Source organism: Pseudomonas benzenivorans (assembly GCF_024397895.1).
Lineage (GTDB): Bacteria > Pseudomonadota > Gammaproteobacteria > Pseudomonadales > Pseudomonadaceae > Aquipseudomonas > Aquipseudomonas benzenivorans_A.
In genome coordinates, this window is sequence record NZ_CP073346.1 from 2,458,319 (window position 1) to 2,483,308 (window position 24,990).

Consider the following 24,990-nt stretch of genomic DNA (forward strand, 5'->3'; position numbering starts at 1 on the left):
CATGAGAAAAATATCCGAATTATTTATCCTGGCATTTCTCCCAACAGTAGCCATTGGCGGTGAGGTTGATTATTCAAAAATAGCCGAAGCAAGCTCTGCGCGAATCGGAGATACACTCGTACGATACTCCAGGCTATATGAAGAACCATGCGCATACATTCAAATAATTAACCCGAAAAACTGGCAAGCAATAGAAACAGCACGTATTTGCGAATTTAACGGCCTGTCTTTTGCTACGGAAGTTGCTGATGCATATTTTAGCAACCCTGAATTCTCCAAAAACGGCGTCCATCTACAGCTAAGCATAACGCCCTTGGAGCCTACAGGAGAACAAAACAAAAGATGCTTCGTACCGATTCAAAACAAACAAATCGGGACTCTCGAATGCATAGATAGCAATTAGACTAGCCGTCCCGAATCAACAGAACAATAAGAGGCAAGGAACAGAGGACAGACCACGACTTATTAGGGAGAGGGGACAACTCTATTTGTGGCAGGCGACGCACGCTTCTGGATAAATAAATCTTCCTACACTCCCAACATAGCGGCATTCTTCTAAAAAGCCAGAAAATCCATATACGGATAAATATACGAATGGAAAAAAGATAGATTTATTTATACGACTGCCAACATTCCAAACAAATGAAACTGCAATTTTCTCGCCTCCGGATTTTTTCCTACAGTTGAGTTTAATTAATGCACAATATCAGTATGTGCTTTGTTATTATTTTTCTTTCAGCCGCGCAGGCAATGGCTGCATGCCGTACGCCTACAGATGATTTCAATGGGTTGCGCTGCTTAAGTGAAGCCTATAAAAACTCAGACATATCTCTAAATCAATCTTATACCAAACTCATATCGTCGCTAGACATGAAAGGCAAGCAGGTTGCTAGAGAAAGCCAGCTAAGTTGGATCAGATTGAGGGATGGTCAGTGCGGATATAGTCAGCCTTATCAGTTTTTATTTGATATGGACTGTGCAATAAAAATCACCCAAGAGCGAAATTTATATCTGCGGGCACTGCAGAATGAGTGCAGAGGACCAGATTGCCTCTACAGCGATCTAGGTCTGGCCCGGCGTATCGACATAAAAACTGCATTCTTGACCGGATTTCTGAGCTCAATAAAGTCAAAAGATGTGAAGCGTTTTATGCAACACATGAACAAGGAATATCTTGAAGAACAACTCTATGGTTTTCTAAAAGGTGATTATGATTATTTTATTAATTCATTTCTTTGGGGTAGAAACACCCTTGACAATAGCTATGCCAATATAGCGATTGACTCAATAGAAGAAATCGAAATCACCTCATACAAAGCAAATCAAGACAACCCTTTAGCATTCAATGTTAAAGTACTCGTTTTTTGGAGGGAGGGAAAATCAGAGTGTGAATTCGTCATGCGTTTTGACCCTGATTCAGGCATATTTTCGATAATAGGAAGCTATGGTTAGACGCCAGGATTAAATGGGACAAAAAGGGGAAAGATTTATTAATCAAACAAATCTGCCCCCATTACTCATACAGCAACCACCACCCCGCCGCCCTGACCTCCTCACCGTCCACGGCAAACAGCAACTGGTCGTGTTGTCCGCGCCACTCATAGGCCCAGAGTTCGCCGCTAGGTTGGCCTTGCCAGTTGGTCTGGCGCAGGCCATCTGCGTACTCGGCCGCTGCGGGGGCTAAGACCCTATCCGGGGCGCCGAACAGGGTACGCAGTTGGCTGGCGTCGTAGCGCTCGGCCCAGGCCAAGTCGAGCAGCTGCTGCATCAGTAGGTGCTTGGCGCCCTGCCATTTGTCGACCTGGTCGTCCCACGCGCCGCCGGTGAAATGTCCCGGTTTGGCGCGCATCGCTTGCCACTTGTGGGCCAGGCGCTGGGCTTCGGTCGACAGCTGCGGCGTGGGTTCGGCGACGGCGCAGGCCGTCAGCAGGGCGGCCAAGCCACTGGCTGCCAGCTTGCCGAGCAGGCTGCCCAGTGCCGATCTTCGTGAATGCGACATATCCTTATATCTCCGTGATCGATTCGACACTTCCCGCGCGCGAAGTAACGGCAATTCAAGGCGCTGGCACGGCCGTCATTTATCTGGCTGCCAACGCCGCGAAATCCTTCGCCATCCATCGGCGGCGCTAACCGATTGATTCGAAAAACCAGGCAATGCGCTCGACCGCGCCGCGGTTCTTCTGCGCCACGCGCAGGCTGTCGCTTATAGCGTACTGAATGCCCAAAAAGCCGTACTTTCCCCGGATTTAGCCGGGAATTGACAGCAAATTAGAGCACTTCTACTTTGCAACGGTTCCCTGCCCGCGCTGGCACCAGTAGCCGATCGGGGTCAGTTGAGGAAGTACTGACCCCGTTCCCGGCTGGCAGCGGAATGCGTTCCCTAGCCGTCCTGAGTTCCACAAGAACTCTTCCCATCGCGAAGCCCATCCCGCTTCGCCGAGCAACTTTATTCGAAGGAAATGAATAATGAAGACAGCTCTACACACCTTCTCTGCCATCGCCCTGCTGGTGGCCAGTGTCAATACCGGCCTGGCGTTGGCTGCCCCCAACGCCTCGCAGGACGACTTTCTCCTGCTCGAGCAGGAGAAGGCCTCCAACAAGATCTACAAGGCGTTCTTCCCCAACAAGGAGGTGGCGCGCAAGGCGGCCATCAGTTTCCACGGCCAGATGCTCGAGTCGCATTACAACGACGGCTACCTGGTGATGGAGTTGAACGACGAAGAGATGCAGAAGCTGCAGGTGTTCGGCTTCACCTTCGCCGCGGCCAGCGAGTTCATCGAGAAGCGCAACCAGGTGCTGACCGACATGCAGAACCGTCTGCTGCTGAAACAACAGGCGAAGTCGAGCGACAGCATGAGCACCAGCAGCGCCGCCGCCAGCGGAATTCCCGGCTACTCCTGCTACGCCACGGTGGAGGAGACCTTCGCGGTGGCCGCCGGGATGGCCAGCAGCAAGCCGACCCTGGCGCAGTGGCTGGACGTCGGCGACTCCTGGGAGAAGAGCAACAGCCTGGGCGGCCACGACATGCGCGTGCTCAAGCTGACCAACCAGGCCAAGACCGGCAGCAAGCCCAAGCTGTTCATCAACAGCGCCATCCATGCCCGCGAGTACACCACCGCGGCGCTGACCCTGGACTTCGCCCGCTGGCTGGTCGACGGCTATGGCCAGGATGCCGATGCCACCTGGATCCTCGACCACCACGAGGTGCACATCATGCTGATGGCCAACCCGGACGGCCGCAAGAAGGCCGAGACCGGCCTGTCCTGGCGCAAGAACACCAACCAGAACTACTGCGGCGCCAGCAGCAACAGCCGCGGCGCCGACCTCAACCGCAACTTCAGCTTCGGCTGGAACAGCACCAACGGCCAGGGCTCCAGCGGCAGCCAGTGCAACGACACCTACCGCGGCCCGAGCGCCGGCTCCGAGCCGGAAATCCAGGCCCTGCAGAACTACGTGCGCGGTCTCTGGCCGGATCGTCGCGGCCCGGGCAAGAACGACGCGGCGCCCAGCGACACCAGCGGCATCCATCTGGATATCCACAGCTACAGCGAACTGGTGCTCTGGCCCTGGGGCGACACCAGCACCCCGGCGCCCAACGGCACAGCCCTGCAGACCCTCGGGCGCAAGTTCGCCTTCTTCAACGGCTACAGCCCGCAGCAGTCCATCGGCCTCTACCCCACCGACGGCACCAGCGACGGCATCAGCTATGGCGAACTCGGCGTGGCGGCCTACACCTTCGAGCTGGGCACCCAGTTCTTCCAGAGCTGCACCACCTACACCAACACCATCAAGCCGAACAACCTGCCGGCGCTGATCTACGCCGCCAAGGTGGTGCGCACCCCCTACCTCACCCCTGCCGGTCCTGACGTGACGGCCCTCAGCCTGAGTGGCGCAGCGGCGACCACCGGGGTACCGGCCGGCACCGCAGTGACCATCAGCGGCACGGCCAGCGACGCCCGCTTCAACAACAGCAACGGCAGCGAAAGCACCCAGGCGATCGACGCGGTGGAGGTGTACATCGACAAGGCGCCCTGGGAATCCGGCGCCACGCCTGCGGCCCTGCAGGCCAGCGACGGCAGCTTCAACAGCGCCACCGAGGGCTTCACCGGCAGCCTGGTCACCGCTGGCCTGAGCGAAGGCAAGCACCTGGTCTATGTGCGCAGCCGCGACAGCTCCGGGGCCTGGGGCGCGGTCAGCGCCAGCTTCCTGGTGATCAACAAGGATGGCGGCACGCCGCCGGCGCAGTACTGCAGTGCCGCCAGCGGCAGTGCCAGCTACGAGTGGATCGGCAAGGTGCAGCTCGGCAGCTTCAGCAACGCCTCCGGCGCGGCCAGCTACAGCGACTTCACCGGCCAGCAGATCAACGTGCTGCGCGGCAACAACAGCCTGACCCTCACCCCACAGTTCGCCGGCACCGCCTACAAGCAGTACTGGAAGGTGTGGATCGACCTCAACCAGGACGGTGATTTCAGCGACGCCGGCGAGCAGGTGTTCAGCTCCGGCAGCGCCAAGACCACGGTGATCAACGGCAGCCTGAACATCCCGACCAGCGCCATCAGCGGCAAGACCCGCATGCGCGTGGCCATGCGCTACAACAGCGCCCCCAACGCCTGCGGCAGCTACGACTACGGTGAGGTGGAGGACTACAGCGTCATCATTCCGTAAGCCGCTCGCAGGGCCGGGAGACGCCTCCCGGCCCTGTCCCCCCGGCTTCGCTGCGGCGCATCGCGTCGGCAGCGAGCCCTGCATCCTAGCGCGTCCAACACAGGCTAGGGCTGCCGGTCAAGGGCGTCCGCCCGCCCGCGCGCCAGCTCGAACATCCGCTGCTCCACCCGATCGATCAGCTTGTGACTCTCCGCCGGCTCCAGTACGCCCTCGTCCGCCAGGTGTTGCACCGCATCGCGCTGCCGATTGAGCAGCAAGCGCAGCGCCGTGTAGCTCTCCAGCTGGCCGACCGCGGCGCCATGGTCGCGCCGCAGTTGCGCCAGGCACTGCCGCGCCTGTTGCAGATTGGCGTCGATCTGCCGTTGCGCGGCATCGGCCATGGCCGGGTCCGGGGCCAGGTCGGCGGCCAGGGCCCGCATCGCCTGCTGGGCCTGCAGGTAGCCGCGCAGGGTGCCGTAGACGGCGGCCAGGTGACGAAAGCGCGTGCGATGCAACCAGCCCCAGCGCGCCAGGCGCTCGAGCCAGGGCGGATCGGACCACAGCGCCAGCAGCTTGGGCCGCGGCCCCAGCTCGGGCGTGCCGTCCAGCGCCGCCTCCACCGCCTCCACCAGGCGCCCCGCCGCGCCATGATCGAGCAGCCCCAGGCCGAACTGGTTCCAGTAGCTCTGCCGCTCGCTCTCCAGCAGCTGGCGCTTGTAGAAGATCTCCAGGTCCTCCTCCGGCCCCGGATCGCTGGCCTCGAACTGCGGACTCAGGCGCAGCCCCTCGAGGCTGCGCTCGATGCTCGCCCAGTCGGCGTGGGCGAGCAGTTCGTCCTTGCGCAGGAAGCTGAGCAGATCGGCCACCTCGGCGTGAATCAGCCCCTCGGCCTTGACCACCGTGGCGCGCTTGGCCGCCGGCAGCTGGGCCAGGCCGAGGAACTGCAGCAGGGCGCTGATGGTGCCGCCGTTGATCACGATGGTCAGCACCACCAGGCCGGCGGTGAGGAACAGCACCTGTTCGCGGATCTCCGCGGCGATCTGGCTCTGCTGCGCCACCGACAGCGCCAGGGCCAGGGCCACCGCGCCGCGCAGGCCGCCCCAGGTCAGGACGATGGCCTTGTCGCGGGTCAGGCCGATGCCCAGGCGCGCCAGCAGCGGCGACAGCAGGGCGATGGTGGTGCCGCGAATCAGGTTGACCCCGATATAGAGCAGCAGCAGGCTCAGCCACATGCCCAGCGACGGCAGCGCCACCAGGCGGGCGATGATGATGCCGACCAGGAGAAAGATCAGGGTGTTGAAGATGTAGGCCAGCATCTCCCAGAAATGCCGCAGGTAGTGCATCACCTCCGGGCTGAAACGGGTGCGGCCGACGCCGGCCAGCAGCACCGCGGTGGTCACCACCGCGACCACGCCGGAGGAGTGGAAGCCGTGTTCGGCGACGATGAAGCCGAGGTAGGCCGCGGCGATGGTCACCACGGTTTCCAGCACCGCGTCGTTGAACACCTTGCCGACCCAGAGCACCACCACCGCCGCCACCAGCAGCCCCACCAGGGCGCCGACGCAGACCACGCGCAGGAATTCCAGGCCGACCTCAGCGACCCCGCTGTCGGTCACGCTGCCCAGGACCATGCCGTAGAACAGCACGAAGAACACGATGGCGGTACCGTCGTTGAGCAGCGACTCACCCTCGATCAGGGTCTCCAGGCGCTTGCGCGAACTCTGCTCCTTGAGCAGCGAGACCACCGCCACCGGGTCGGTGGCGCTGACCAGGGCGCCGAACATCAGCGCCACCGGCCAGCCCCAGTCCAGCGGCAGCGCCAGGCGCACCAGCAGCGCGGTGAGCAGGGTCGCGATGATCAGCCCGGGCACCGCCAGCAGGGCGATCTGCGGCAGCATGCGGCGAAACAGGTGCACCTCCATGGCGAAGGCGGACTCGAAGATCAGCGCGGGCAGAAACAGGAAGAGGATCAGCTGCGGCTCGATGCCGGCCACATGCTCGATGCTCTGGCCGAACTCCCCGGCCCAGGACGGCAGCCAGGGTTGCTGCGCCACGGCGCCGAGCGCCAGCCCGAGCAGCAGCAGCGCCACCGAATAGGGCACCCGGCTGCCGTGCAGCAGGAAGCGCAGCAACGCCCCGCTGAGCAGGGCGAAGACTGTAAACAACAGAATCGCCAGACCGTTCGACATGGCTCGCTCCCCGAGTCAGGGCAGGCGCAGGCCTATCCGTGCTCTGGAGCCAGGCAGCTGGCACGAAAGGGACACCTAGCTTCAAGCATAGGCAAAGGTGGGTTCTTGCGGCCGGTCAGGCCCGACGCACGGGCCCAGTAGGCTGCGCCATGGGCACCACGGGCAACCTGGCTTTTGGTGCGCGCAGCGCACCCTATGCGCGCGGATCGCCGTCCTTTAGAGGTCCGCCTCCTCTACCAGGCGCACCGAGCCGGCATCCAGGGCATAGGCCGCGTCGGCCAGTTCGTTGCTGACCGGCTCGACCCGCAAGGTACCGCTGACCCACAGCGGCGCGTAGATATCCGCCAGCTCGATTCCACGCGGATAGCGCACCAGCACCAGCTGGTTCGGCGGCGGCGGCGGCACGTGGATGCAGGCACCGGGATAGGGCACCAGGAAGAACAGGGTGCTGCGGCCTTCGGCATCGCTTTCCAGGGGCACCGGATAGCCGCCCAGGCGGACCGGCTTGCCGTCCAGGGTCGCCACCGTCTTGGCCGAGTACATCACCGGCGGCAGGCTCTGGTCCTGCTGCCTGAGGCCGCCGGGGGTGTAGAAGGCGCCATCCTGCTCCGCGCCGTCGTGGCTGATCTCAGGCATGGCCTCCAGAGCCTGGCGGTCCGCTTCCGGCATCAGCTCCAGCCAGTCGAGTTCGGCCGGCTCGGCCAGCGCCAGGTGACTGAGCAACAGCAGGGGCAGCAGCAGGTAACGCATGGAGGGTCTCACCGCATTGGAAAGGGAGGGGGCTGGACTCAGCCCTTCTTGATCGCGCCGTAGAGGATCAGCAGGACGATGGCACCGACCACCGCACCGATGAAACCGGCCGACTGGCCGACCTGGTAGATGCCCAGCGCCTGGCCGCCGTAGGTGGCGGCGATGGCGCCGCCGATACCCAGCAGGATGGTCATGATCCAGCCCATGCTGTCGTCGCCGGGCTTGAGGAAGCGTGCGATCAGGCCAACGCTCAGGCCGATGATGATGGTGCCAATGATGCCCATGAAGGTACTCCGAATAGGTGGCCGGGAGTCACGCAGCGGTCGCTGCGTGGCGCTATGCCATCAGACGGGTTTGAACCCAGGAGGTTCCATGAACGATTCGGCGCCGCCCCGGGCGGCGCCGAACAGTCGCCTCAGGCCTTGACGATCAGCGCCTGAACGGCGGCGATCTTGTCGTCCAGGGTGGTGCGATCGACGCAGCGCAGGGTGGCGTGGCCGACCTTGCGGCCGACCTTGAAGGCCTTGCCGTAGTGGTGCAGGTGGCAATCGTCGATCGCCACGACCTTGTCGACCGCCGGCACTTCACCGATGAAGTTGAGCATGGCGCTCTCGCCGAGCTTGGCGGTCGAGCCCAGCGGCAGGCCGGCGACGGCGCGCAGGTGGTTCTCGAACTGGCTGCACTCGGCGCCTTCGATGGTCCAGTGCCCGGAGTTGTGCACCCGCGGGGCGATCTCGTTGGCTTTCAGGCCGCCGTCGACCTCGAAGAACTCGAAGGCCAGCACGCCGACGTAATCCAGCTTGCTCAACACGCGGCCGACGTAGTCCTCGGCCAGGGCCTGCAGCGGGTGATCGGTGCTGGCGATCGACAGGCTGAGGATGCCGCTGTCGTGGGTGTTGTGCACCAGCGGGTAGAAGCGCGTCTCGCCATCGCGGCCGCGCACGGCGATCAGCGACACTTCGCCGCTGAACGGCACGAAGCCCTCGAGGATGCACGGCACGCTGCCCAGCTCGGCGAAGGCGTCGACCACGTCCGCAGGCGCACGCAGGACCTTCTGGCCCTTGCCGTCATAGCCCAGGGTGCGGGTCTTGAGCACCGCCGGCAGGCCGATGCTCAGCGCCGCGGCGTCCAGGTCGGCCTGGCTCAGTACGTTGGCGAACTCCGGCGTGGGAATCCCCAGGTCCTTGAACATCGACTTCTCGAACCAGCGGTCGCGGGCGATACGCAGGGACTCGGCGCAGGGGTAGACCGGCACGAACTGGGAGAGGAAGGCCACGGTCTCGGCCGGCACGCTCTCGAACTCGAAGGTCACCAGGTCGACCTCGTCGGCCAGCTGGCGCAGGTGGTCCTGGTCACCGTAGTCGGCGCGGATATGCTCGCCGAGGGCCTGGGCGCAGGCGTCCGGCGCCGGGTCGAGGAAGGCGAAGTTCATGCCCAGCGGAGTGCCCGCCAGGGCCAACATGCGGCCCAGCTGACCGCCACCGATTACACCGATTTTCATCTAGAAAGCCCCTTTCACCAGGTGGCGAGACCCGGCAGTTGTGCGTCGAGCGCCGCTCAAAACGCGGAGTTTACACCCAGGTCGAACGCGTGCCGAGCCAGGCACGACGCGCCCGGGCGCCGTGCCGAACACTCGGCGGGAGCGGCCCTCAGGCCTGACGCGGGTCCGGATTGTCCAGCACGGTCTCGGTCTGTTCCTGACGGAACTTCTTCAGCGCCGCGTGGAATTCCGGGTGCTGGTGGCCGAGGATGCTCGCCGCCAGCAGCGCCGCGTTGACCGCACCGGCCTTGCCGATGGCCAGGGTGGCGACCGGCACGCCGGCCGGCATCTGCACGATCGACAGCAGCGAATCGACACCCGAGAGCATCGACGACTGCACCGGCACGCCCAGCACCGGCAGGTGGGTCTTGGCCGCGCACATGCCGGGCAGGTGGGCAGCGCCGCCGGCACCGGCGATGATCACCTGGATGCCACGGCCTTCGGCCTCTTCGGCGTACTGGAACAGCAGGTCCGGGGTGCGGTGGGCGGAGACCACCTTGACCTCATGGGGAATGCCCAGCTTTTCCAGCATCTCGGCGGTGTGGCTAAGGGTGGACCAGTCGGACTTGGAGCCCATGATCACGCCAACCAGTGCGCTCATCGTCGTGCCTCTTCATCAGGCGCCTGTCGGCGCGTCAAAAACCAACAAGCCACGCACAGGGCGTGGCTTGTCATGTTTGGGTCAAACCCGCGAGCCGGCGGATTTTAAGGCGGCGCAGTATAACGTAACGCCACAAATAGCGCCCCCCCTGCATGACCGTCCGTCGCCAGGCACTGAGCCATACCTTCGCTGGTGGCCCCTGTCGCCCCAATAGCCGCTGCGTTGCGCCCTGCTCCTCAGCCAGTGGCCCAGGCCATGCCGCTGAAAAGGGTGCGTAGCTTGCCACCCTAGCTGCCGTCGAGACTTGGACGACAGCGAGAATCGAAGCGACTTGCGAAGGGTGGGCAGCGCTTTGCTGGCCTGCCCGTGAGAGGGGCGGAGCGAAGGGTGGCCAGTTCTTATATATGCTGAACCTGTAGACCTGTCCCGTTTACGCCAGGGAGAACAGCGCAATGAACCAGCACGATAAGCTCAACTACGTCGAGTTTCCGGCCAAGGACCTGGCCGCGACCAAGGCATTCTTCCAGGCCGCGTTCGGCTGGGTCTTTACCGATTACGGCCCCGAGTACACGGCGTTTGCCGATCAGGGCCTGGATGGCGGTTTCTTCAAGTCCGAACTGTGCGCCTCACAGGACCGGGGCAGCGCGCTGATGGTGTTCTACAGCGCCGCCCTGGAGGAAACCCAGGCCAAGGTCGAGCGGGCCGGCGGGCGGATCAGCAAGGCCATCTTCGCCTTCCCCGGCGGTCGGCGCTTTCACTTCATCGAGCCCAGCGGCAACGAGTTTGCCGCGTGGAGCGACATCGGCGACTAGCTAGCGCTCGCCGCCGCGCTGCTGGCTGTTGAAGCGCCGCCGGTAGGCGCCCGGCGCGATGCCGACCCGCTGCTTGAACAGGCGGCGGAAGGAGCTGGCGTCCTCGTAGCCCACCTGCTGGGTGATGCGCTCGAAGTTCTCCTGCCCGCCCTCCAGCAGGTGCTTGGCCCGCTCGATGCGCAGGTTCTGCAGGTACTGCCCGGGGCTCTGCCCGGTGGCGTCCTTGAAGCGCCGGATCAGGCTGCGCGGGGTCAGGGCGAAGCGGTCGGCGACCTGCTCCAGGGCAATGGGCTCGGCCAGGTGCTTCTCCAGCCAGATCTGCACCTTCAGCACCTCCTGGTCCTGGTGGGTCTTGTCGAACGGGCCGCTCATGTAGGGCGTCTGGCTGCGCTCGGCGCTGTCGACCAAGAGTTTCTTCGAGCACTCGGCGGCCAGCTGGGGCGAGGCGAAGCGGCGGATGATGTGCAGCAGCAGGTCGCTGCCGGTGGTCGAGCCGGCCGAACAGAGCAGCAGGCCATCGTCGGTCACCGTGCGCTCGGCCTGCAGCCGCACCCGCGGGAAGTGCCGGGCGAACTGCTCGGCGAAGATCCAGTGGGTGGTGGCGCGCTTGCCGTCCAGCAGGCCGGCCTGGGCGGTGACGAAGGTGCCGGTGCACATGCTGGCGATATAGCCGTTGCGGCCATGGTGATGGCGCAACCAGGCGCACACCGGGCCCATCTCGGGCAGTACCGCGAGGATGTTGAACATGAAGCCCGGCACTATGACCAGGTCGCTGTCCTCGACCTCGGCCAGGGCCTTGTGCGGCGTCAGGCGCAGGCCGCCGGTGCAGGTCACCGGCGCACCGTCGATGGACACGCTCTGCACCTCGAAGGGGGCGGGGCCGGCACCACCGGTGGCGAACTGGTGCAACACGTTGGCGCACTCGAGGAACTCCAGGGCCGCCGATACGCTGGTGGCCGAGCAACGATCGGCCATCAGAACCGTCACCTTCATCGCAATGTCCTCACTTCCCTGCCTCGCCTAGCTTTTTCAACGGCCTGCTAGCCGCGCTTTTCGCACGTATTTCGTCATTTTCACCCATGGTGAGCCCGTCCCCCGCTGCCTAGCATGGCGCCCCACCAGGGGATGAGAGGCGCCGCCACGGGCGACTTCGTACCATGGTCCAAGAGGAGCGCGGCGATGAAACATACAGCCTATCGACTGTTCAAAAAACCCTTCTTCGGCCGCTTCATGCGGCCCTGGCGCTGGCCGGACGGTATCGACCAGGGGCCCTGGCAGCGCCTGAGCATCGCCAGCGGCTCCGGCGCCCGCCTGGCCGCCCTGCTGGCCGAGGCCCATGCGCCCGAGGCCAAGGGCGCGGTGCTGCTGGCCCACCCCATGGGCACGGCAGCCAAGGGCTTCTGGCTGAAACAGGGCCACGCCGAGCTGCTGCGCCGGGCCGGCTATCACGTGATGCTGTTCGACCTCAACGGCTTCGGCGAGAGCAGCTCCACCACCATGGACTACCCCCTGGACGTGCTGGCCGCCGGCCAGGCCCTGCAGGCGCGCTACCCGCAACTGCCGCTGGCGCTGCTCGGCGCCTCCATGGGCGCGGCCATGAGCGTCTGCGCCCTGGCCCAGGCCGGACATCCGTTCAAGGCCGCGGTGCTCGAGTCGGCCTTTCCGACCCTGCTGCACTTCTGGCGCCGCTACCCCATTCCCCGGCTCGGCATCCAGTTGTCCAGGCTGCTCTATCCGGCCGGCGAGCGGCGCCTGCGCCCGCTCCATGCCGCCACCCGGCTGGTGGGCCAGCCGCCCCTGCTGCTGATCTACGGCGAAGACGACCCCTACACCCCGGTGCGGGACGGCCGGCAGCTGCACCAGGCCCTGGCCCAGGCCACCCATAGCGAGTTCTGGCAGGTGCCGGGGGCCCAGCACACCCTGGCCTATGCGGCGCAGCCCGAGGCCTACGCGCAGCGGGTGAGCGCCTTCCTCGACAGTCATCTGGCCGCTCAGGGCCACCCCCATAGCCACGCCATCGCCCAACCAGAGGAATGACCATGAATTTTGCCGACCTGCTGCACGCCGCCTGCGCCTCATCCCCCACCCAGGTGCAGATTCCCGAGCACTGGGGCCAGGGCCGGGCCACCTTCGGCGGCCTGCTGGCCGCCTGCCTGTTCGAGAAGATCCGCCCGCGGGTGGCCGCCGAGCGGGCGCTGCGCTCGCTGATGGTTTCATTCGTCGCCCCGGTGGCACCCGGTGCCCTGGATGTGCAGGTCAGGGTGCTGCGCGAAGGCAAGGCGGCGACCCAGGTGCAGGCCACGGCCTATCAAGACGATCAGCCCTGCGTGGTGATGCTGGCCAGCTTCGGCGGCGACCGCGCCTCGGCCGTGAGCGTGGCGGCCATGTACGCACCGACCACCAGGAGCCCGGAAGCCGCAACGCAGTTTCCCTTCATCCCCGGCCTGACGCCGGACTTCACCCAGCACTTCGACTACCGTTACGCGGTCGGCAAGATGCCCTTCATGGGCGGCCGGGAGCCCCACCTGGGCGGCTGGATTCGCCTGCGCGAGCCGGGCGACCAGGTGGCCGGGGTGGCCGAACTGCTGTGCCTGCTGGATGCCTGGCCGCCGGCGGTATTCAGCCTGCTCAAGGCCCCGGCCGCCGGCAGCACCCTGACCTGGAGCCTCGGCTTCGTCGAGCGCCCCGAGGCCTGCACGGGCGGCGACTGGTGGCAGTACCTGGCCGACATCCAGCATGCCGCCAACGGCTACAGCCATATCGATGCCACCCTGTGGGACCGGCACGGCCATACGGCGCTGGTCAGCCGCCAGACGGTCAGCGTCTTCGCCTGAACGAGCAGCGCTCGGCGCAACGCGGCACGACCGGGGGTGACCGCACAACAGACGCGGTATGCTTCTTGCTGTCTATCGGTCACCCAAGGCCCGCGGAAATCGCCGATGCTGCATGCCCACCTGACCACCCTGCACGTGGTCGCCCTGATCCTCGAGCTGCTCGCCGAGCGGCCCGAGCAGGCCGAGGCCCTGCTGGCCGGCAGTGGCATCCGTCCCGCCGAGCTGGCCAGCGGCGAGCGCCGCATCACCCGCACCCAGGAGTTGCAGGTGTGTGCCAATGCCCTGGAGCGGCGCGCCGACCTCGGCCTGGCGCTGGGCCGGCGCCTGCATGTGTCGTCCTACGGCCTGCTCGGTTACGCCGCGCTGTCGGCTGCCACCTTCGGTGACGCCTGGCGCCTGCTGCTGCAGTACCCGGCCCTGCTCGGCACCTACTTCAAGCTGGAGCTGAGCGTCGAAGGCGAACTGGCCTGGGTCGGCGCCGCCGACTACCGCCATTACGCGGCGCTGGAGCGCTTCAACGTGGAGATGTGCCTGGCCTCGCTCGGGCTGGTCTGCGACGAGCTGCTCGGTCGGTCGCTGCCCCTGGCCGCGGCACAGTTCCGCCATGCCCGGCCCGACTACGTCGCGCGCTACACGGCCAGCTTTCCCTGTCCGCTGCAGTTCGACGCTCCTCGCAATGCCTTCGCCTTCCCCGCCGAATGGCTGCAGCGGCGCCTGCCGCTGGCCGACCCGGTCACCCACCAGGACATGCTCGAACGCTGCCGCAAGCAGAACGTCGAGTTCACCACGCGCCAGCAATGGCTGCAGCGGGTGCGCGAGGCTCTGGCCGGCCAACTGGCCGCGCCGCCGGGTCTGGAGCAGTTGGCGCAGCAGATGCACTGCTCGCCGCGCACCCTGCGCCGCCACCTGCAGGAACTCGGCACCCACTACCGGGAACTGCTCGACGAGCTGCGCTTCGCACGGGCCAAGGCCCTGCTCGGCCAGGAGGACTGGCCGATCTGCCGCATCGCCGAGGCGCTGGGCTTCAGCGAGAGCGCCAGCTTCCGCCATGCCTTCCAGCGCTGGAGCGGGGTGGCACCGAGTCGCTTCCGCGCCTGACCGTCCAGGCCTCTCCATAGTGACCTGCCCGTAGGGTGCGCTGTGCGCACCAGGGCCGGCGCGCAAACGGCTGGTGCGCGTGGCGCACCCTACGACTGCCGCGGGCATGAGCACTGCGGCCGGTCAATTTGGCCACTTCGATCCCCTATTGGCCGTTGCCAGCGTTCTCCACTCGCCCCCCGGGGCGAACAATGACTCCCACAACGACGACCTGGGAGCCTCCCTGCACATGCTGACCTACTACAGCGACGACCATCACCTGCACCACGGCAGCTGCGAGCTGATCGACGGCCAGCTGCTGCCCTGCTTCGAGAAACCGCAGCGCGCCGAGCATATCCTGGCGCGGGTCAATGAGCGCGGACTCGGCGAGGTACGCGCGCCCAAGGACTTCGGCCGCGCGCCGCTGGCGCGCATCCACTCGCCGGCCTACCTGGACTTCCTCGAAGGCGCCTGGGCCCGCTGGCAGGCTCAGGGCGGCCAGGGTGACCTGCTGCCCTACACCTGGCCGGCGCGCACCCTGCGCCAGCAACTGCCCAGCAGCCTGCACGGCCAGCTCGGCTACTACAGCTTCGATGCCGGCGCGCCGATCACCGCCGGCACCTGGCAGGCGGCCTACAGCGCCGCCCAGGTCGCCCTCAGCGCCCAGGCGCAGATCGCCGCTGGCGCCCACAGCGTGTTCGCCCTGTGCCGGCCGCCGGGCCACCACGCCGCCGCCGATGTGATGGGCGGCTACTGCTACCTGAACAACGCCGCCATCGCCGCCCAGGCCTTCCTCGACCAGGGCCGGGCCAAGGTGGCGATCCTCGACGTCGACTACCACCACGGCAACGGCACCCAATCGATCTTCTACCGGCGCAACGACGTGGTGGTCGCCTCGATCCACGGCGACCCGGCGGCCGAGTTTCCGTTCTTCCTCGGCTATGCCGACGAATGCGGCGAGGGCGCCGGCGAGGGCTGCAACTTCAACTACCCGCTGCCGGCCGGCAGCGACTGGGCCACCTGGAGCGCGGCCCTGGGGCAGGCCTGCCAACGCATCGCCGAATCCGGCGCCGAGGTGCTGGTGGTGTCGCTGGGGGTGGACACCTTCAAGGACGACCCGATCTCCCAGTTCAAGCTCGACAGCCCGGACTACCTGCGCATGGGCGAACGCATCGAGGCCCTCGGCCTGCCGACCCTGTTCGTCATGGAAGGCGGCTACGCGGTGGAGGCGATCGGGGTCAATGCGGTGAACGTGCTGGAAGGTTTCGAGGGCGCGTAGGGTGGATGGTGCTTTATCCATCCAGCAGACCCCGGTGGATGAAAAGAGCGTCATCCACCCTACGCCGACCGCCACGGCAAACACTTAGAACAAGACTGGAGTGACCCTGATGAACAGACTCAGCCGCACCCTGACCGCCGGCCTCTGCGCCGGCGCCCTGCTCGGCGGCCTCGGCCAGGCCCAGGCCGCCGACAAGCCGCGCGAGCTGCGCGTGTACAACTGGGCCGACTACATGCTGCCCTCGGTGCCCAAGGCGTTCCAGGCCAAGAGCGGCATCCAGCTGACCTGGGACGTGTTCGACACCAACGAGGCCCTGGAGGCCAAGCTGCTCACCGGCAACTCGGGCTACGACCTGGTGGTGCCGTCCAATACCTTCCTCGACACCCAGATCCGCGCCGGCGTGTTCCAGAAGCTGGACAAGCGCCAGCTGCCCAACTGGCAGCACCTCGACCCGGCGCTGCTCGAGCTGATGACCGCCAACGACCCGGGCAACGCCCACGCGGTGCCCTACATGTACGGCACCGTGCTGCTCGGCTTCAACCCGGACAAGGTCAGGGCCGCCCTCGGCGCGGACGCCCCGGTGAACAGCTGGGATTTGATCTTCAAGGAAGAGAACGCCGCCAAGCTGGCCCAGTGCGGGGTGACCCTGCTCGACTCGCCCGGCGAGATCCTGCCGATCGCCCTGCACTACCTGGGCCTGGACCCCTCCAGCACCCGGCGCGAGGACTACGACAAGGCCACCGCACTGCTGCTGAAGATCCGCCCGCACGTGCGCTACTTCCACTCGGCCAAGTACATGACCGACATCGCCAACGGCAACATCTGCGTGGCCGTCGGCTACTCGGGCAGCTTCTACCAGTTCGCCAACCGCGCCAAGGAAGCCGGCAACGGCGTGGTCATCGACTGGCGCCTGCCCAGGGAAGGCGCGCCGCTGTGGTTCGACTCCTTCGCCATCCCGGCCAGCGCCAAGAACGTCGAGGAGGCCCACGAGTTCCTCAACAACCTGCTCGACCCGCAGGTGGTGGCGCCGATCAGTACCTTCCTCGGCTACCCGAACCCGAACAAGGACGCCATGCCACTGGTCAGCGCGGAGATCCGCGACAACGCCGACCTGACCCCGACCGCCGAGGCGCAGAAGACCCTGTACGTGCTCAAGCCGCTGCCGCAGAAGGCCGAGCGCCTGCGCACCCGCGCCTGGACGCGGATCAAGTCGGGGACCTGAGCCGCGCTGCGCCCCTGACCGTGGCGGCCACCACGGCCGCCGCGGCCTCGCACGGCTAACGCAGGGCTACCGCAGGGCGGCAAGGATGGTGCGGATGTTCGCCTCGAGCATGCCGGCATAGCTGTCCCCGGGCTCGCCGGGCAGGCCCAGGGAGTCGGTGTACAGGCTGCCGGCGATAGGGATGCCGCTCTCGCGCGCGACCATCTGCATGCTGCGCGGGTCGATGCTGGTCTCGACGAACAGGGCCGGCACCTGGCGCTGCTTGAGCAGCTCGAGCAGGGCGATGACCTGTTGCGGGGTGCCCTGGTTCTCCGCATTGATCTCCCAGATGTAGCCGGCCTCGAAACCGTAGGCGGCGCAGAAATACTTGAACGCCCCCTCGCTGGTGACCAGGTAGCGGCGTTCGGCCGGAATCTCGGCGAAGGCCGCCAGCGCCCGGGCGTGCAGCTGTTCGAGCTGGCCGATATAGGCCGCGGCATTGCGCCGGTAGCTGGCGGCGTGGGCCGGGTCGACCCGGATCAGGGCTTCCCGGGCATTGCGCGCGTACTGGATGCCGTTGCGCACATCCAGCCAGGCGTGGGGGTCCTCGCTGCCGGCCTGGCCGGTGGAGGTCAGGTAGTGCGCGGTGACGCCGTCGCTCAGACGAAATACCGGGGCGGCGTCGCCGGACTTGCCGGCGGTCTGCAGCAGTTTGTCGAACCAGGCGTTGCCGGCTTCCAGGTTGAGGCCGTTGTAGAACACCAGGTCGGCATCGTTGGTCTTCTGCACGTCCAGCGGCAGGGGGTCGTACTCGTGGGGGTTGGAGCCCACCGGCGCCAGGCTGTGAATCTCGACCCGCTCGCCGCCGACATTGCGGACGATGTCGTAGAGAATCGAGTAGGTGGTGACCACCTTGAGCTTGTCATCGGTATCGGCCCAGGCGGGAGCCAGCCAGGAGCCGATCAGTCCGAGGGCGATGAGGGAAAGGGATTTGATCACGGGGTTACCTCGCGCTTGATCAGGCTGGGGGCTGGCTCGTTGGCGGTCAAGCGGCTCTGCTGACGCCGGCGCCTGGTCTGCAGGCCGCGCCATAGCAGGCCCTGGCAGGGGGAGAAGAGCAGCGCGGTCAGGAACAGCAGGGTCGAGGTCATGACGATGGTGGCGCCAGAGGCCAGGTTGTAGGTGAAGCTCAGGTAGATGCCGGAGAAAGCCGAAACCAGGCCCAGGCCGGCGGCCCAGCAGATCATCAGGGACAGGCGATTGGTCAGCAGGTAAGCGGTCGCGGCCGGGGTGATCAGCATGGCGACAACCAGCACGATGCCGACCGTCTGCAACGAGGCCACCGTGACCAGCGTCAGCAGGGTCATGAGGAAGTAGTGGATGAGCTTGATCGGCAAGCCGTAGGCCGCTGCCATGGTGGCGTCGAAGGTGCTGACCAACAGCTCCTTGTAGAACAGGTAGACCGAGGCGAGCACCAGGGTGCCGATCACCAGGGTCACCCACATCTCTTCGGGACGCACCGCCAGTACGTTGCCGAAGAGTATGTGGTAGAGGTCGGTGCTGCTCTTCTGCAGGGTGATAAGGATGATCCCCAGGGCGAAGGCGGCGGTGAACATCACGCCGATCGACACGTCGTGCTTGATCCGGCTGTGCTGGCTGACGTAGCCGATGGCGATGGCGGTCAGCAGCCCCGACAGTACGGCGCCGATCAGCAGGTTGATGCCCAGCATGAAGGACAGGGCGACCCCGGGCAGCACGGCATGGGAGATGGCGTCGCCCATCAGCGCCATGCCGCGCAGGATGATGAAGCAGCCGATCACCCCGCAGATGATGCCGACCATGGCCGAGGTCAGCAGGGCCTTCTGCAGGAAGTCGTATTCCAGCACCGCCTCGACGAACGTCATCAGCAGGCCCCTGCGGCCTGGCCTTGCCAGGGCATGCCGCCGAGGTAGGCCTTGGCCAGGATATCCGGACGGCATACCTCGGCCGCGTCCCCGTAATCGAGAATCCGCTGGTTGATCAGGACCAGTCGGTCGAAGTACTCGGTGGCCTTGCTCAGATCGTGATGCACCACCAGTACGGTTTTCCCCGCGTCCCGCAGGGACTTGAGGATGCCGATGATGGTGCGCTCGCTCAGCGCGTCGATGCCGACGAAGGGCTCGTCCAGCAGGTACAGGTCCGCATGCTGAACCAGCGCCCGGGCGAGGAACACGCGCTGTTGCTGACCGCCCGACAGCTCGCCGATCTGACGCAGGGCGAAGTCCTGCATGCCGACCCGGCGCAAACACTCCAGGGCGCGCTGTCGCTCCTGGCGCCCGGGCTTGTTGAACCAGCCCAGGTTCGGATAGGTGCCCAGGACCACGGTGTCGAGCACGGAGATCGGGAACTGCCAGTCGATCTCGCTACGCTGGGGCACATAGGCAACATTGCGGCGCGCATGGCGCAGCGGGCGGCCAAAGATCTCGACGCGGCCGTGGTCGCTGGGGATCAGCTCCAGCAGGGCCTTCAACAAGGTGGATTTGCCCGCGCCGTTGGGCCCGACGATGCCGACCAGCAGGCCTTCTTCGATGCACAGGCTGGCGTTCTGTACGGCTGGGTGGCCGGCATAGGAGACGCTCAGATTCTCAACCCGCAGGGCTTGGTTCATGTCCGCTTTCCTCGTGCATGGGCGGGCGTTCGCTGCGCCCGGCTGGTCTCGGTAGTCGCTATCCACTTTCTCGCTGACGGCGCCGGAATGGCTTCATTCGGCTGGCGTCATCGTATCAATCCGCATGATGCTTTAAATGCGGATCATCAATCGCTAAATACGATTTAAGTATTTGTGACGTGGACAGACCCCGTGGCCCGGGTGCCGCCGGACGATTGCGTGGGTGCACGGCGGGCCGGCGGGTCGAGGCTGCAAGGAAGGCGGGAGGTGTCAGTCGAGGGCGATCAGGCGCAGGGCACTGAGCGCCTTGCTGATCTGTGGGCGATGCCGGTTCTTGCTGAGGAAGGAGACGAACACCGGCTGCTCGATCTGCGGTGCATCCAGCACCGGAAAGAACTGGCCGCTGTCGATGTAGCGCTGCGCCAGGTCGGCCTGCAGGTAGGCGGCGCCGCCGCGGCCCTTGAGGTACTCCACACTCATCGCCCCCAGGCCCATGGACACCGGCGCCAGTTGCAGGGCCGGCAGCAGCTCGCCGTGGCGGGCGACGAAATGCGGGCTGATGGCGACGAACACGTAGCTTTCCACGCTGACGTCGGCGAGTGCTTGCGGCTGCGAGGAAACCATCACGAAGCGTTCGTTGAACAGCGGCTGAATCTCCAGCTCTGGACGGTACTGCGGGGTGTAGAGCACCGCGATGTCCAGGTTGCCGAAACTCAGCTCGTCGATCATGGTCTTCGAGTAGTCGGCCTCCACATGGATGGCCGTCTTGGGAAATTCCTGGCGCAGCCAGAACACCCATTTGCTGATCAGCCGCGGCCACAGGCTGACCTGGGTGGCGATGCGCAGCCGCCCCTGGTAATCGCGCGGCATGCTGATGTCCTGGCGGGCCTGGTTCCAGCACAGGCGCAGGTTGGCGGCGTAGCTCTCGAAGCGCCGGCCCTCCGGCGTCAGCTCGGCGCCCGCGCGCCCGCGGATGAACAGCTGGGCACCAATGGCTTCCTCCAGGCTGCGGATGCGCATGCTCACCGTCGATTGGGTGACGCACAGCCGCTCGGCCGTGCGATTGAAATTACGCGTCTCCACCAGGTCGGCGAAGGTGTCCAGAAACTCGATCTTCATCCACGGGCTCCGTGCGGGGCATTAAATCGTATTTTCGCATTAATAGCGCACTTCTAATTCATTATCAAAATTCAAGGAGGGCTCATAGGATGGCTGCCATCACCCAGTCGAGGTGGCCCGCAGCTTCGGCAGCCGGCCGCTTCGTATCACTACAGGAGCCTGACAGATGAGCATGATCATCGACTGCGATTGCCATAACTACTGGATGTCGGCGGAGGTGCTACTCCCCTACATGGACGGGATCTTCAAGGACTTCTTCATCCGTGGCGAGCAGCCCGGTCCGGCCGGTGCCTTCCCCCATGGTCATCGCCCGTGGCTGCATCCGGAAGGCTTCAAGCGCGCGGACATCAATCCGACGACCCAGGACGAGCACTACAGCATCATGAAGGAGAAGCATCTCGATCGTTACAACATCGACTATGCGATCCTCACCGGTGACGAAGCCCTGGAGGCCTCGACCCTGGCCAACCCTTACTACGCCGCAGCCCTGGTGCGCGCCTACAACGACTGGATGGTGGACTACTGGCTGCCCAAGGACCCGCGCTTCAAGGGCTCGCTGCTGATCAGCCCAACCGATCCGCATGGCGCGGCGGCAGAAATCCGTCGCCTCGGCGGCCATCCGGACATCGTCCAGGTACTGGCCTCCCATGGCGCCCAGCGGCCTTACGGCGACCCCTTCTACCACCCCATCTACGAGGCTTGCGCCGAGATGGGCCTGCCGTTCGCCATCCACCTGGGCGGCCAGGGCGGAGTCAACAGCAACCCGATCGGCGCGGGCCCGACCACCTTTTTCTGGGAAACCCACGCGCTGTTGCCGCAGTCGGCGATGACCCACGTGGCCAGCATGATTGCCCAGGGCGTATTCGAGAAATGGCCCGACCTGTATTTCATCGTCATCGAGTGCGGCGTGGCCTGGGTGCCGAGCGTGCTGTGGCGCCTGGACGCCAACTACAAGGCGCTGCGCAAGGAAACCCCGTGGCTGAAGATGCTGCCGAGCGAATACTTCAAGCGCAACATCCGCTTCACCACCCAGCCGTTGGAGCAGCCGGGCACCAAGGTGGAGCACCTGTGGGCGATTCTCGAGGCGATGGATGGCGAGAACACCCTGCTGTTCGCCTCCGACTACCCGCACTGGGACTACGACAGCGTCGAGTCCCTGCACATCCCGCCGCAGTGGCGCGACAGCATCCTCGGCGGCAACGCGCTGAAGGTCTACTCGCGCCTGCCGCAGCCCTTGGCCATGACTGCCTGATTAAGGAGGAGCACAACATGAATGCGAAGAAGGTTCTGGCCTGCAAGACCCACGAAGTCGCCACGGGCAAGCAGAAGATCGTCAAGCTCGGCAGCCTGCCGGTGGGCATCTTCAACGTCGGCGGTGAATTCCACGCCATGCTGAACGTGTGCCCACACCGGGGCGCCTCGCTGTGCGAAGGCCCGCAGTGCGGCACCACCGAGCAGACCGCTCACTACGACTTCATCTACGGCAAACAGGACGATCTGGTGCGCTGCGCCTGGCACGGCTGGGAGTTCGAGATCAGGACCGGCGAGTTCATCGTCGATCGCAGCATCAAGGCCAAGACCTACCCGGTCAGCGTCGAGGGTGAGGACATCTACGTCCACCTCTGAGCCCCCTCGGGACGCTCCGCAGGCAGCGATCGCGGCGGCCGCACAGGGAGGTGCGGCGCCGCCAGCCCCCCATCTCCTCTCTGCCCTCACCCGGCGCGGCACACCCCAGCTCATTCCAGTCGCCGCGGCCCCAGCCGATCTCCAGACCGGCGGCGCCCGCCGCGCGCCTCAACGCCCCACTTCACCGCTCTCCAGCTTGCGCCACAGCAGGCGCACCGCCGCCTTGCGCACCAGGGCGCAGCGGTACAGGCGGATCTCCAGCGGCGCCTGCCACTGCTCGTCGCCGCACACCGCCAGCTCGCCGCGGGCCAGCTCCGTGGTCACCGACAGGCGCGGCACCCAGGCCACGCCCATGCCCTGCAGGGCCATGCTCTTGAGGCTGTCGGCCATGGCCGTCTCGTACACCGTGGTCGAGCGCAGGGCGCGCTGGCGCAGCAGCAGGTTGACCGAACGGCCGAGGAAGGCCCCGGCGGTATAGGCCAGCAGCGGCACGCTCTGGCCGCTGGCCAGGTCGAACAGCGGCCGGCCCTCGGCGTCCACGGCGCAGACCGGGAGCATTTCGGTGCGCCCCAGGTGCAGCGAGGGGAAGATTTCCGGGTCCATCTGCAGCGCCGCATCCGGGTCGTAGTAGGCGAGGATCAGGTCGCAGGCACCTTCGCGCAGGGCGTGCACCGCCTCGCCGACGTTGCTCGCCACCAGCCGGGTGCTGAGCGGCAGGCCTTCGCGGCGCAGGCGGGCGATCCACGCGGGGAAGAAGCCCAGGGTCAGCGAGTGCGCCGCGGCGATCTGCAGCACCTCGCCCTGCTGGCCCTCGAGGTTGTGCAGGTGGCGCACCACCTCGCCGAGCTGCTCCACCAGGCTGCGCGCGGTGACCAGGAACAGCTGGCCGGCCTCGGTCAGTTCCACCGGCGTGCAGGCGCGGTTGACCAGGGTCAGGCCGAGCATCTGCTCCAGCGCCTTGATTCGCCGACTGAAGGCCGGCTGGGTGACGAAGCGCTTCTCGGCCGCCTGGGAGAAGCTGCGGGTGGCGGCCAGGGCGACGAAGTCCTCCAGCCATTTGGTTTCCAGGTTCATGTTCAGCCTTCGCGGTTTCGCGGCATACGTCCGTCGAGTTTAGGACGTCACGCCGACATTATGCCGATTGTGCATAGCCCAGCGCTTAACAGCATTGGCCGTTTCACGGACGCAGCCCTTAGTCTAGAGGTCATCGCGGCCTCAGCCGCACTTCCCAGAGAACCTCGCCATCATGTCCGCTGCTGCATCCTTCCGCGTCGAAAAAGACCTGCTCGGCACCCTCGAAGTCCCGGCCGAAGCCTATTACGGCATCCAGACCCTGCGCGCGGTGCACAACTTCCGCCTGTCCGGCGTGCCGCTGGCGCACTACCCGAAGCTGGTGGTCGGCCTGGCCATGGTCAAGCAGGCCTCGGCCGACGCCAACCGCGCCCTGGGCCACCTGAGCGCGGCCAAGCACACGGCCATCAGCACCGCCTGCGCCCGCATCATCCAGGGCGAGTTCCACGAACAGTTCGTGGTCGACATGATCCAGGGCGGCGCCGGCACCTCGACCAACATGAACGCCAACGAGGTGATCGCCAATATTGCGCTGGAGGCCATGGGTCACGAGAAGGGCCAGTACCAATACCTGCACCCGAACAACGACGTGAACATGGCGCAGTCGACCAACGACGCCTACCCCACCGCCATCCGCCTGGGCCTGCTGCTCGGCCACGACAGCCTGCTGACCGCCCTGGACAAGCTGATCCAGTCGCTGGCGGCCAAGGGCCTGGCGTTCGGCCATGTGCTGAAAATGGGCCGCACCCAGCTGCAGGACGCCGTGCCCATGACCCTCGGCCAGGAGTTCCGCGCCTACGCCACCACCCTCGGCGAAGACCTGCAGCACCTCAAGCTGCTCGCCCCGACCCTGCTCACCGAGGTCAACCTGGGTGGCACCGCGATCGGCACCGGGATCAACGCCGACCCGGCCTACCAGGCCCTGGCGGTGCAGCGCCTGGCCGTGATCAGCGGCCACCCGCTGACGCCGGCCGCCGACCTGATCGAGGCCACCAGCGACATGGGCGCCTTCGTGCTGTTCTCCGGCATGCTCAAGCGCACCGCGGTCAAGCTGTCGAAGATCTGCAACGACCTGCGCCTGCTCTCCAGCGGCCCGCGCACCGGGATCAACGAGATCAACCTGCCGCCGCGCCAGCCGGGCAGCTCGATCATGCCGGGCAAGGTCAATCCGGTGATCCCCGAGGCAGTCAACCAGGTGGCCTTCGAGGTGATCGGCAATGACCTGGCGCTGACCATGGCGGCCGAGGGCGGGCAGCTGCAGCTCAACGTCATGGAGCCGCTGATCGCCTACAAGATCTTCGACTCCATCCGCCTGCTGACCCGTGCCATGGATATGCTGCGCGAGCTGTGCATCGACGGCATCACCGCCAACGAGGCGCGCTGCCGCGAACTGATGGAGAACTCCATCGGCCTGATCACCGCCCTGAACCCCTACATCGGCTACGAGAACGCCACGCGCATCGCCAAGCAGGCGCTGGACAGCGGCCGCGGCGTGCTGGAACTGGTGCGCGAGGAAAAACTGCTGGGCGACGCCGAGCTGGACGACATCCTGCGCCCGGAGAACATGATCGCGCCGCGCCTGGTGCCGCTCAAAGCCTGA

The 24,990-nt window shown here is 65.5% G+C and carries 24 protein-coding genes; 12 read left to right on the top strand and 12 right to left on the bottom strand.

The window, feature by feature from the left end:
- Position 1: 1 nt before the first annotated feature.
- Entirely contained in the window at positions 2–403 is a 402-nt protein-coding gene (locus KDW96_RS11505) for a hypothetical protein (RefSeq protein ID WP_255836389.1), read from the top strand.
- A gap of 293 nt (positions 404–696) precedes the next feature.
- Positions 697–1,452 carry a lysozyme inhibitor LprI family protein gene (locus KDW96_RS11510; RefSeq protein WP_255836390.1) on the top strand — a complete coding sequence of 252 codons (756 nt, stop codon included), beginning with the start codon at positions 697–699 and terminating at the stop codon, positions 1,450–1,452.
- A 61-nt stretch (positions 1,453–1,513) separates the two neighbouring features.
- Here the strand turns inward: KDW96_RS11510 and KDW96_RS11515 are convergent, their stop codons facing one another.
- Positions 1,514–1,999 (bottom strand): hypothetical protein, encoded by a 486-nt coding sequence (locus KDW96_RS11515; RefSeq protein WP_255836391.1) that lies wholly within the window; start codon positions 1,997–1,999, stop codon positions 1,514–1,516.
- Between the two features lie 467 nt (positions 2,000–2,466).
- Here KDW96_RS11515 and KDW96_RS11520 point away from each other — a divergent pair, with 467 nt between their 5' ends.
- The gene (locus tag KDW96_RS11520; protein WP_255836392.1) at positions 2,467–4,665 is read left to right on the top strand and encodes a M14 family zinc carboxypeptidase; all 2,199 of its coding nucleotides are present in this window, start codon (positions 2,467–2,469) and stop codon (positions 4,663–4,665) included.
- A gap of 104 nt (positions 4,666–4,769) precedes the next feature.
- Here the strand turns inward: KDW96_RS11520 and KDW96_RS11525 are convergent, their stop codons facing one another.
- The 5 genes from KDW96_RS11525 to purE all read right to left on the bottom strand — a co-directional run bounded on the left by KDW96_RS11525 (position 4,770) and on the right by purE (position 9,724).
- Positions 4,770–6,833: a cation:proton antiporter gene (locus KDW96_RS11525; protein WP_255836393.1), complete on the bottom strand. Its 2,064-nt coding sequence runs from the start codon at positions 6,831–6,833 to the stop codon at positions 4,770–4,772.
- A gap of 216 nt (positions 6,834–7,049) precedes the next feature.
- Positions 7,050–7,583, bottom strand: a complete 534-nt coding sequence (locus tag KDW96_RS11530) for a DUF3299 domain-containing protein (RefSeq protein WP_255836394.1) — start codon at positions 7,581–7,583, stop codon at positions 7,050–7,052.
- Positions 7,584–7,621: 38 nt separating this feature from the next.
- Positions 7,622–7,867, bottom strand: a complete 246-nt coding sequence (locus tag KDW96_RS11535; protein ID WP_255836395.1) for a GlsB/YeaQ/YmgE family stress response membrane protein — start codon at positions 7,865–7,867, stop codon at positions 7,622–7,624.
- A 131-nt stretch (positions 7,868–7,998) separates the two neighbouring features.
- On the bottom strand, positions 7,999–9,084 hold the full coding sequence (locus KDW96_RS11540) for a 5-(carboxyamino)imidazole ribonucleotide synthase (RefSeq protein WP_255836396.1): 1,086 nt from the start codon (positions 9,082–9,084) through the stop codon (positions 7,999–8,001).
- Between the two features lie 148 nt (positions 9,085–9,232).
- Positions 9,233–9,724: a 5-(carboxyamino)imidazole ribonucleotide mutase gene (gene purE, locus KDW96_RS11545; protein WP_255836397.1), complete on the bottom strand. Its 492-nt coding sequence runs from the start codon at positions 9,722–9,724 to the stop codon at positions 9,233–9,235.
- 452 nt (positions 9,725–10,176) lie between these two features.
- Here purE and KDW96_RS11550 point away from each other — a divergent pair, with 452 nt between their 5' ends.
- Entirely contained in the window at positions 10,177–10,536 is a 360-nt protein-coding gene (locus KDW96_RS11550; protein WP_255836398.1) for a VOC family protein, read from the top strand.
- Here KDW96_RS11550 and KDW96_RS11555 read toward each other — a convergent pair whose 3' ends face one another.
- On the bottom strand, positions 10,537–11,529 hold the full coding sequence (locus KDW96_RS11555) for a GlxA family transcriptional regulator (RefSeq protein ID WP_255836399.1): 993 nt from the start codon (positions 11,527–11,529) through the stop codon (positions 10,537–10,539).
- 186 nt (positions 11,530–11,715) lie between these two features.
- On the opposite strand from KDW96_RS11555, the gene KDW96_RS11560 reads away from it, so the two are divergent.
- From KDW96_RS11560 to KDW96_RS11580, 5 genes are all read left to right on the top strand, one after another.
- Complete coding sequence (locus KDW96_RS11560) at positions 11,716–12,573, top strand: alpha/beta hydrolase family protein (RefSeq protein WP_255836400.1); 858 nt, start codon at positions 11,716–11,718, stop codon at positions 12,571–12,573.
- A 2-nt stretch (positions 12,574–12,575) separates the two neighbouring features.
- Positions 12,576–13,370 carry an acyl-CoA thioesterase gene (locus tag KDW96_RS11565; RefSeq protein WP_255836401.1) on the top strand — a complete coding sequence of 265 codons (795 nt, stop codon included), beginning with the start codon at positions 12,576–12,578 and terminating at the stop codon, positions 13,368–13,370.
- Positions 13,371–13,475: 105 nt separating this feature from the next.
- Positions 13,476–14,468 (top strand): AraC family transcriptional regulator, encoded by a 993-nt coding sequence (locus tag KDW96_RS11570; protein WP_255836402.1) that lies wholly within the window; start codon positions 13,476–13,478, stop codon positions 14,466–14,468.
- Positions 14,469–14,697: 229 nt separating this feature from the next.
- Positions 14,698–15,726 carry a histone deacetylase family protein gene (locus KDW96_RS11575; protein WP_255836403.1) on the top strand — a complete coding sequence of 343 codons (1,029 nt, stop codon included), beginning with the start codon at positions 14,698–14,700 and terminating at the stop codon, positions 15,724–15,726.
- A 109-nt stretch (positions 15,727–15,835) separates the two neighbouring features.
- Positions 15,836–16,948 carry a polyamine ABC transporter substrate-binding protein gene (locus KDW96_RS11580; RefSeq protein ID WP_304665554.1) on the top strand — a complete coding sequence of 371 codons (1,113 nt, stop codon included), beginning with the start codon at positions 15,836–15,838 and terminating at the stop codon, positions 16,946–16,948.
- Between the two features lie 66 nt (positions 16,949–17,014).
- On the opposite strand, the gene KDW96_RS11585 is transcribed toward KDW96_RS11580, so the two are convergent.
- The 4 genes from KDW96_RS11585 to KDW96_RS11600 form a co-directional block, all read right to left on the bottom strand.
- On the bottom strand, positions 17,015–17,926 hold the full coding sequence (locus KDW96_RS11585; RefSeq protein WP_255836404.1) for a metal ABC transporter substrate-binding protein: 912 nt from the start codon (positions 17,924–17,926) through the stop codon (positions 17,015–17,017).
- Positions 17,923–18,831 (bottom strand): metal ABC transporter permease, encoded by a 909-nt coding sequence (locus KDW96_RS11590; RefSeq protein WP_255836405.1) that lies wholly within the window; start codon positions 18,829–18,831, stop codon positions 17,923–17,925. The genes KDW96_RS11585 and KDW96_RS11590 overlap by 4 nt, the downstream gene beginning before the upstream one ends.
- Positions 18,831–19,574 carry a metal ABC transporter ATP-binding protein gene (locus KDW96_RS11595; protein ID WP_255836406.1) on the bottom strand — a complete coding sequence of 248 codons (744 nt, stop codon included), beginning with the start codon at positions 19,572–19,574 and terminating at the stop codon, positions 18,831–18,833. The genes KDW96_RS11590 and KDW96_RS11595 overlap by 1 nt, the downstream gene beginning before the upstream one ends.
- A gap of 270 nt (positions 19,575–19,844) precedes the next feature.
- Positions 19,845–20,693, bottom strand: a complete 849-nt coding sequence (locus tag KDW96_RS11600) for a LysR family transcriptional regulator (protein WP_255836407.1) — start codon at positions 20,691–20,693, stop codon at positions 19,845–19,847.
- A gap of 166 nt (positions 20,694–20,859) precedes the next feature.
- Between KDW96_RS11600 and KDW96_RS11605 the strand changes: the two genes are divergently transcribed.
- Both KDW96_RS11605 and KDW96_RS11610 read left to right on the top strand, forming a co-directional pair.
- The gene (locus KDW96_RS11605) at positions 20,860–21,945 is read left to right on the top strand and encodes an amidohydrolase family protein (protein ID WP_255836408.1); all 1,086 of its coding nucleotides are present in this window, start codon (positions 20,860–20,862) and stop codon (positions 21,943–21,945) included.
- Positions 21,946–21,962: 17 nt separating this feature from the next.
- Positions 21,963–22,319: a Rieske (2Fe-2S) protein gene (locus KDW96_RS11610; RefSeq protein WP_255836409.1), complete on the top strand. Its 357-nt coding sequence runs from the start codon at positions 21,963–21,965 to the stop codon at positions 22,317–22,319.
- 168 nt (positions 22,320–22,487) lie between these two features.
- Here KDW96_RS11610 and KDW96_RS11615 read toward each other — a convergent pair whose 3' ends face one another.
- Positions 22,488–23,393: a LysR substrate-binding domain-containing protein gene (locus tag KDW96_RS11615; protein WP_255836410.1), complete on the bottom strand. Its 906-nt coding sequence runs from the start codon at positions 23,391–23,393 to the stop codon at positions 22,488–22,490.
- Between the two features lie 172 nt (positions 23,394–23,565).
- On the opposite strand from KDW96_RS11615, the gene KDW96_RS11620 reads away from it, so the two are divergent.
- Positions 23,566–24,990 (top strand): aspartate ammonia-lyase, encoded by a 1,425-nt coding sequence (locus KDW96_RS11620; RefSeq protein ID WP_255836411.1) that lies wholly within the window; start codon positions 23,566–23,568, stop codon positions 24,988–24,990.

What these genes read in the sequence shown, in the direction of transcription:
- KDW96_RS11505 (WP_255836389.1), top strand. Translation starts at nt 2, where the DNA reads ATGAGAAAAATATCCGAATTATTTATCCTGGCATTTCTCCCAACAGTA.
- KDW96_RS11510 (WP_255836390.1), top strand. Translation starts at nt 697, where the DNA reads ATGCACAATATCAGTATGTGCTTTGTTATTATTTTTCTTTCAGCCGCG.
- KDW96_RS11515 (WP_255836391.1), bottom strand. Translation starts at nt 1,999, where the DNA reads ATGTCGCATTCACGAAGATCGGCACTGGGCAGCCTGCTCGGCAAGCTG.
- KDW96_RS11520 (WP_255836392.1), top strand. Translation starts at nt 2,467, where the DNA reads ATGAAGACAGCTCTACACACCTTCTCTGCCATCGCCCTGCTGGTGGCC.
- KDW96_RS11525 (WP_255836393.1), bottom strand. Translation starts at nt 6,833, where the DNA reads ATGTCGAACGGTCTGGCGATTCTGTTGTTTACAGTCTTCGCCCTGCTC.
- KDW96_RS11530 (WP_255836394.1), bottom strand. Translation starts at nt 7,583, where the DNA reads ATGCGTTACCTGCTGCTGCCCCTGCTGTTGCTCAGTCACCTGGCGCTG.
- KDW96_RS11535 (WP_255836395.1), bottom strand. Translation starts at nt 7,867, where the DNA reads ATGGGCATCATTGGCACCATCATCATCGGCCTGAGCGTTGGCCTGATC.
- KDW96_RS11540 (WP_255836396.1), bottom strand. Translation starts at nt 9,084, where the DNA reads ATGAAAATCGGTGTAATCGGTGGCGGTCAGCTGGGCCGCATGTTGGCC.
- purE (WP_255836397.1), bottom strand. Translation starts at nt 9,724, where the DNA reads ATGAGCGCACTGGTTGGCGTGATCATGGGCTCCAAGTCCGACTGGTCC.
- KDW96_RS11550 (WP_255836398.1), top strand. Translation starts at nt 10,177, where the DNA reads ATGAACCAGCACGATAAGCTCAACTACGTCGAGTTTCCGGCCAAGGAC.
- KDW96_RS11555 (WP_255836399.1), bottom strand. Translation starts at nt 11,529, where the DNA reads ATGAAGGTGACGGTTCTGATGGCCGATCGTTGCTCGGCCACCAGCGTA.
- KDW96_RS11560 (WP_255836400.1), top strand. Translation starts at nt 11,716, where the DNA reads ATGAAACATACAGCCTATCGACTGTTCAAAAAACCCTTCTTCGGCCGC.
- KDW96_RS11565 (WP_255836401.1), top strand. Translation starts at nt 12,576, where the DNA reads ATGAATTTTGCCGACCTGCTGCACGCCGCCTGCGCCTCATCCCCCACC.
- KDW96_RS11570 (WP_255836402.1), top strand. Translation starts at nt 13,476, where the DNA reads ATGCTGCATGCCCACCTGACCACCCTGCACGTGGTCGCCCTGATCCTC.
- KDW96_RS11575 (WP_255836403.1), top strand. Translation starts at nt 14,698, where the DNA reads ATGCTGACCTACTACAGCGACGACCATCACCTGCACCACGGCAGCTGC.
- KDW96_RS11580 (WP_304665554.1), top strand. Translation starts at nt 15,836, where the DNA reads ATGAACAGACTCAGCCGCACCCTGACCGCCGGCCTCTGCGCCGGCGCC.
- KDW96_RS11590 (WP_255836405.1), bottom strand. Translation starts at nt 18,831, where the DNA reads ATGACGTTCGTCGAGGCGGTGCTGGAATACGACTTCCTGCAGAAGGCC.
- KDW96_RS11595 (WP_255836406.1), bottom strand. Translation starts at nt 19,574, where the DNA reads ATGAACCAAGCCCTGCGGGTTGAGAATCTGAGCGTCTCCTATGCCGGC.
- KDW96_RS11600 (WP_255836407.1), bottom strand. Translation starts at nt 20,693, where the DNA reads ATGAAGATCGAGTTTCTGGACACCTTCGCCGACCTGGTGGAGACGCGT.
- KDW96_RS11605 (WP_255836408.1), top strand. Translation starts at nt 20,860, where the DNA reads ATGAGCATGATCATCGACTGCGATTGCCATAACTACTGGATGTCGGCG.
- KDW96_RS11610 (WP_255836409.1), top strand. Translation starts at nt 21,963, where the DNA reads ATGAATGCGAAGAAGGTTCTGGCCTGCAAGACCCACGAAGTCGCCACG.
- KDW96_RS11615 (WP_255836410.1), bottom strand. Translation starts at nt 23,393, where the DNA reads ATGAACCTGGAAACCAAATGGCTGGAGGACTTCGTCGCCCTGGCCGCC.
- KDW96_RS11620 (WP_255836411.1), top strand. Translation starts at nt 23,566, where the DNA reads ATGTCCGCTGCTGCATCCTTCCGCGTCGAAAAAGACCTGCTCGGCACC.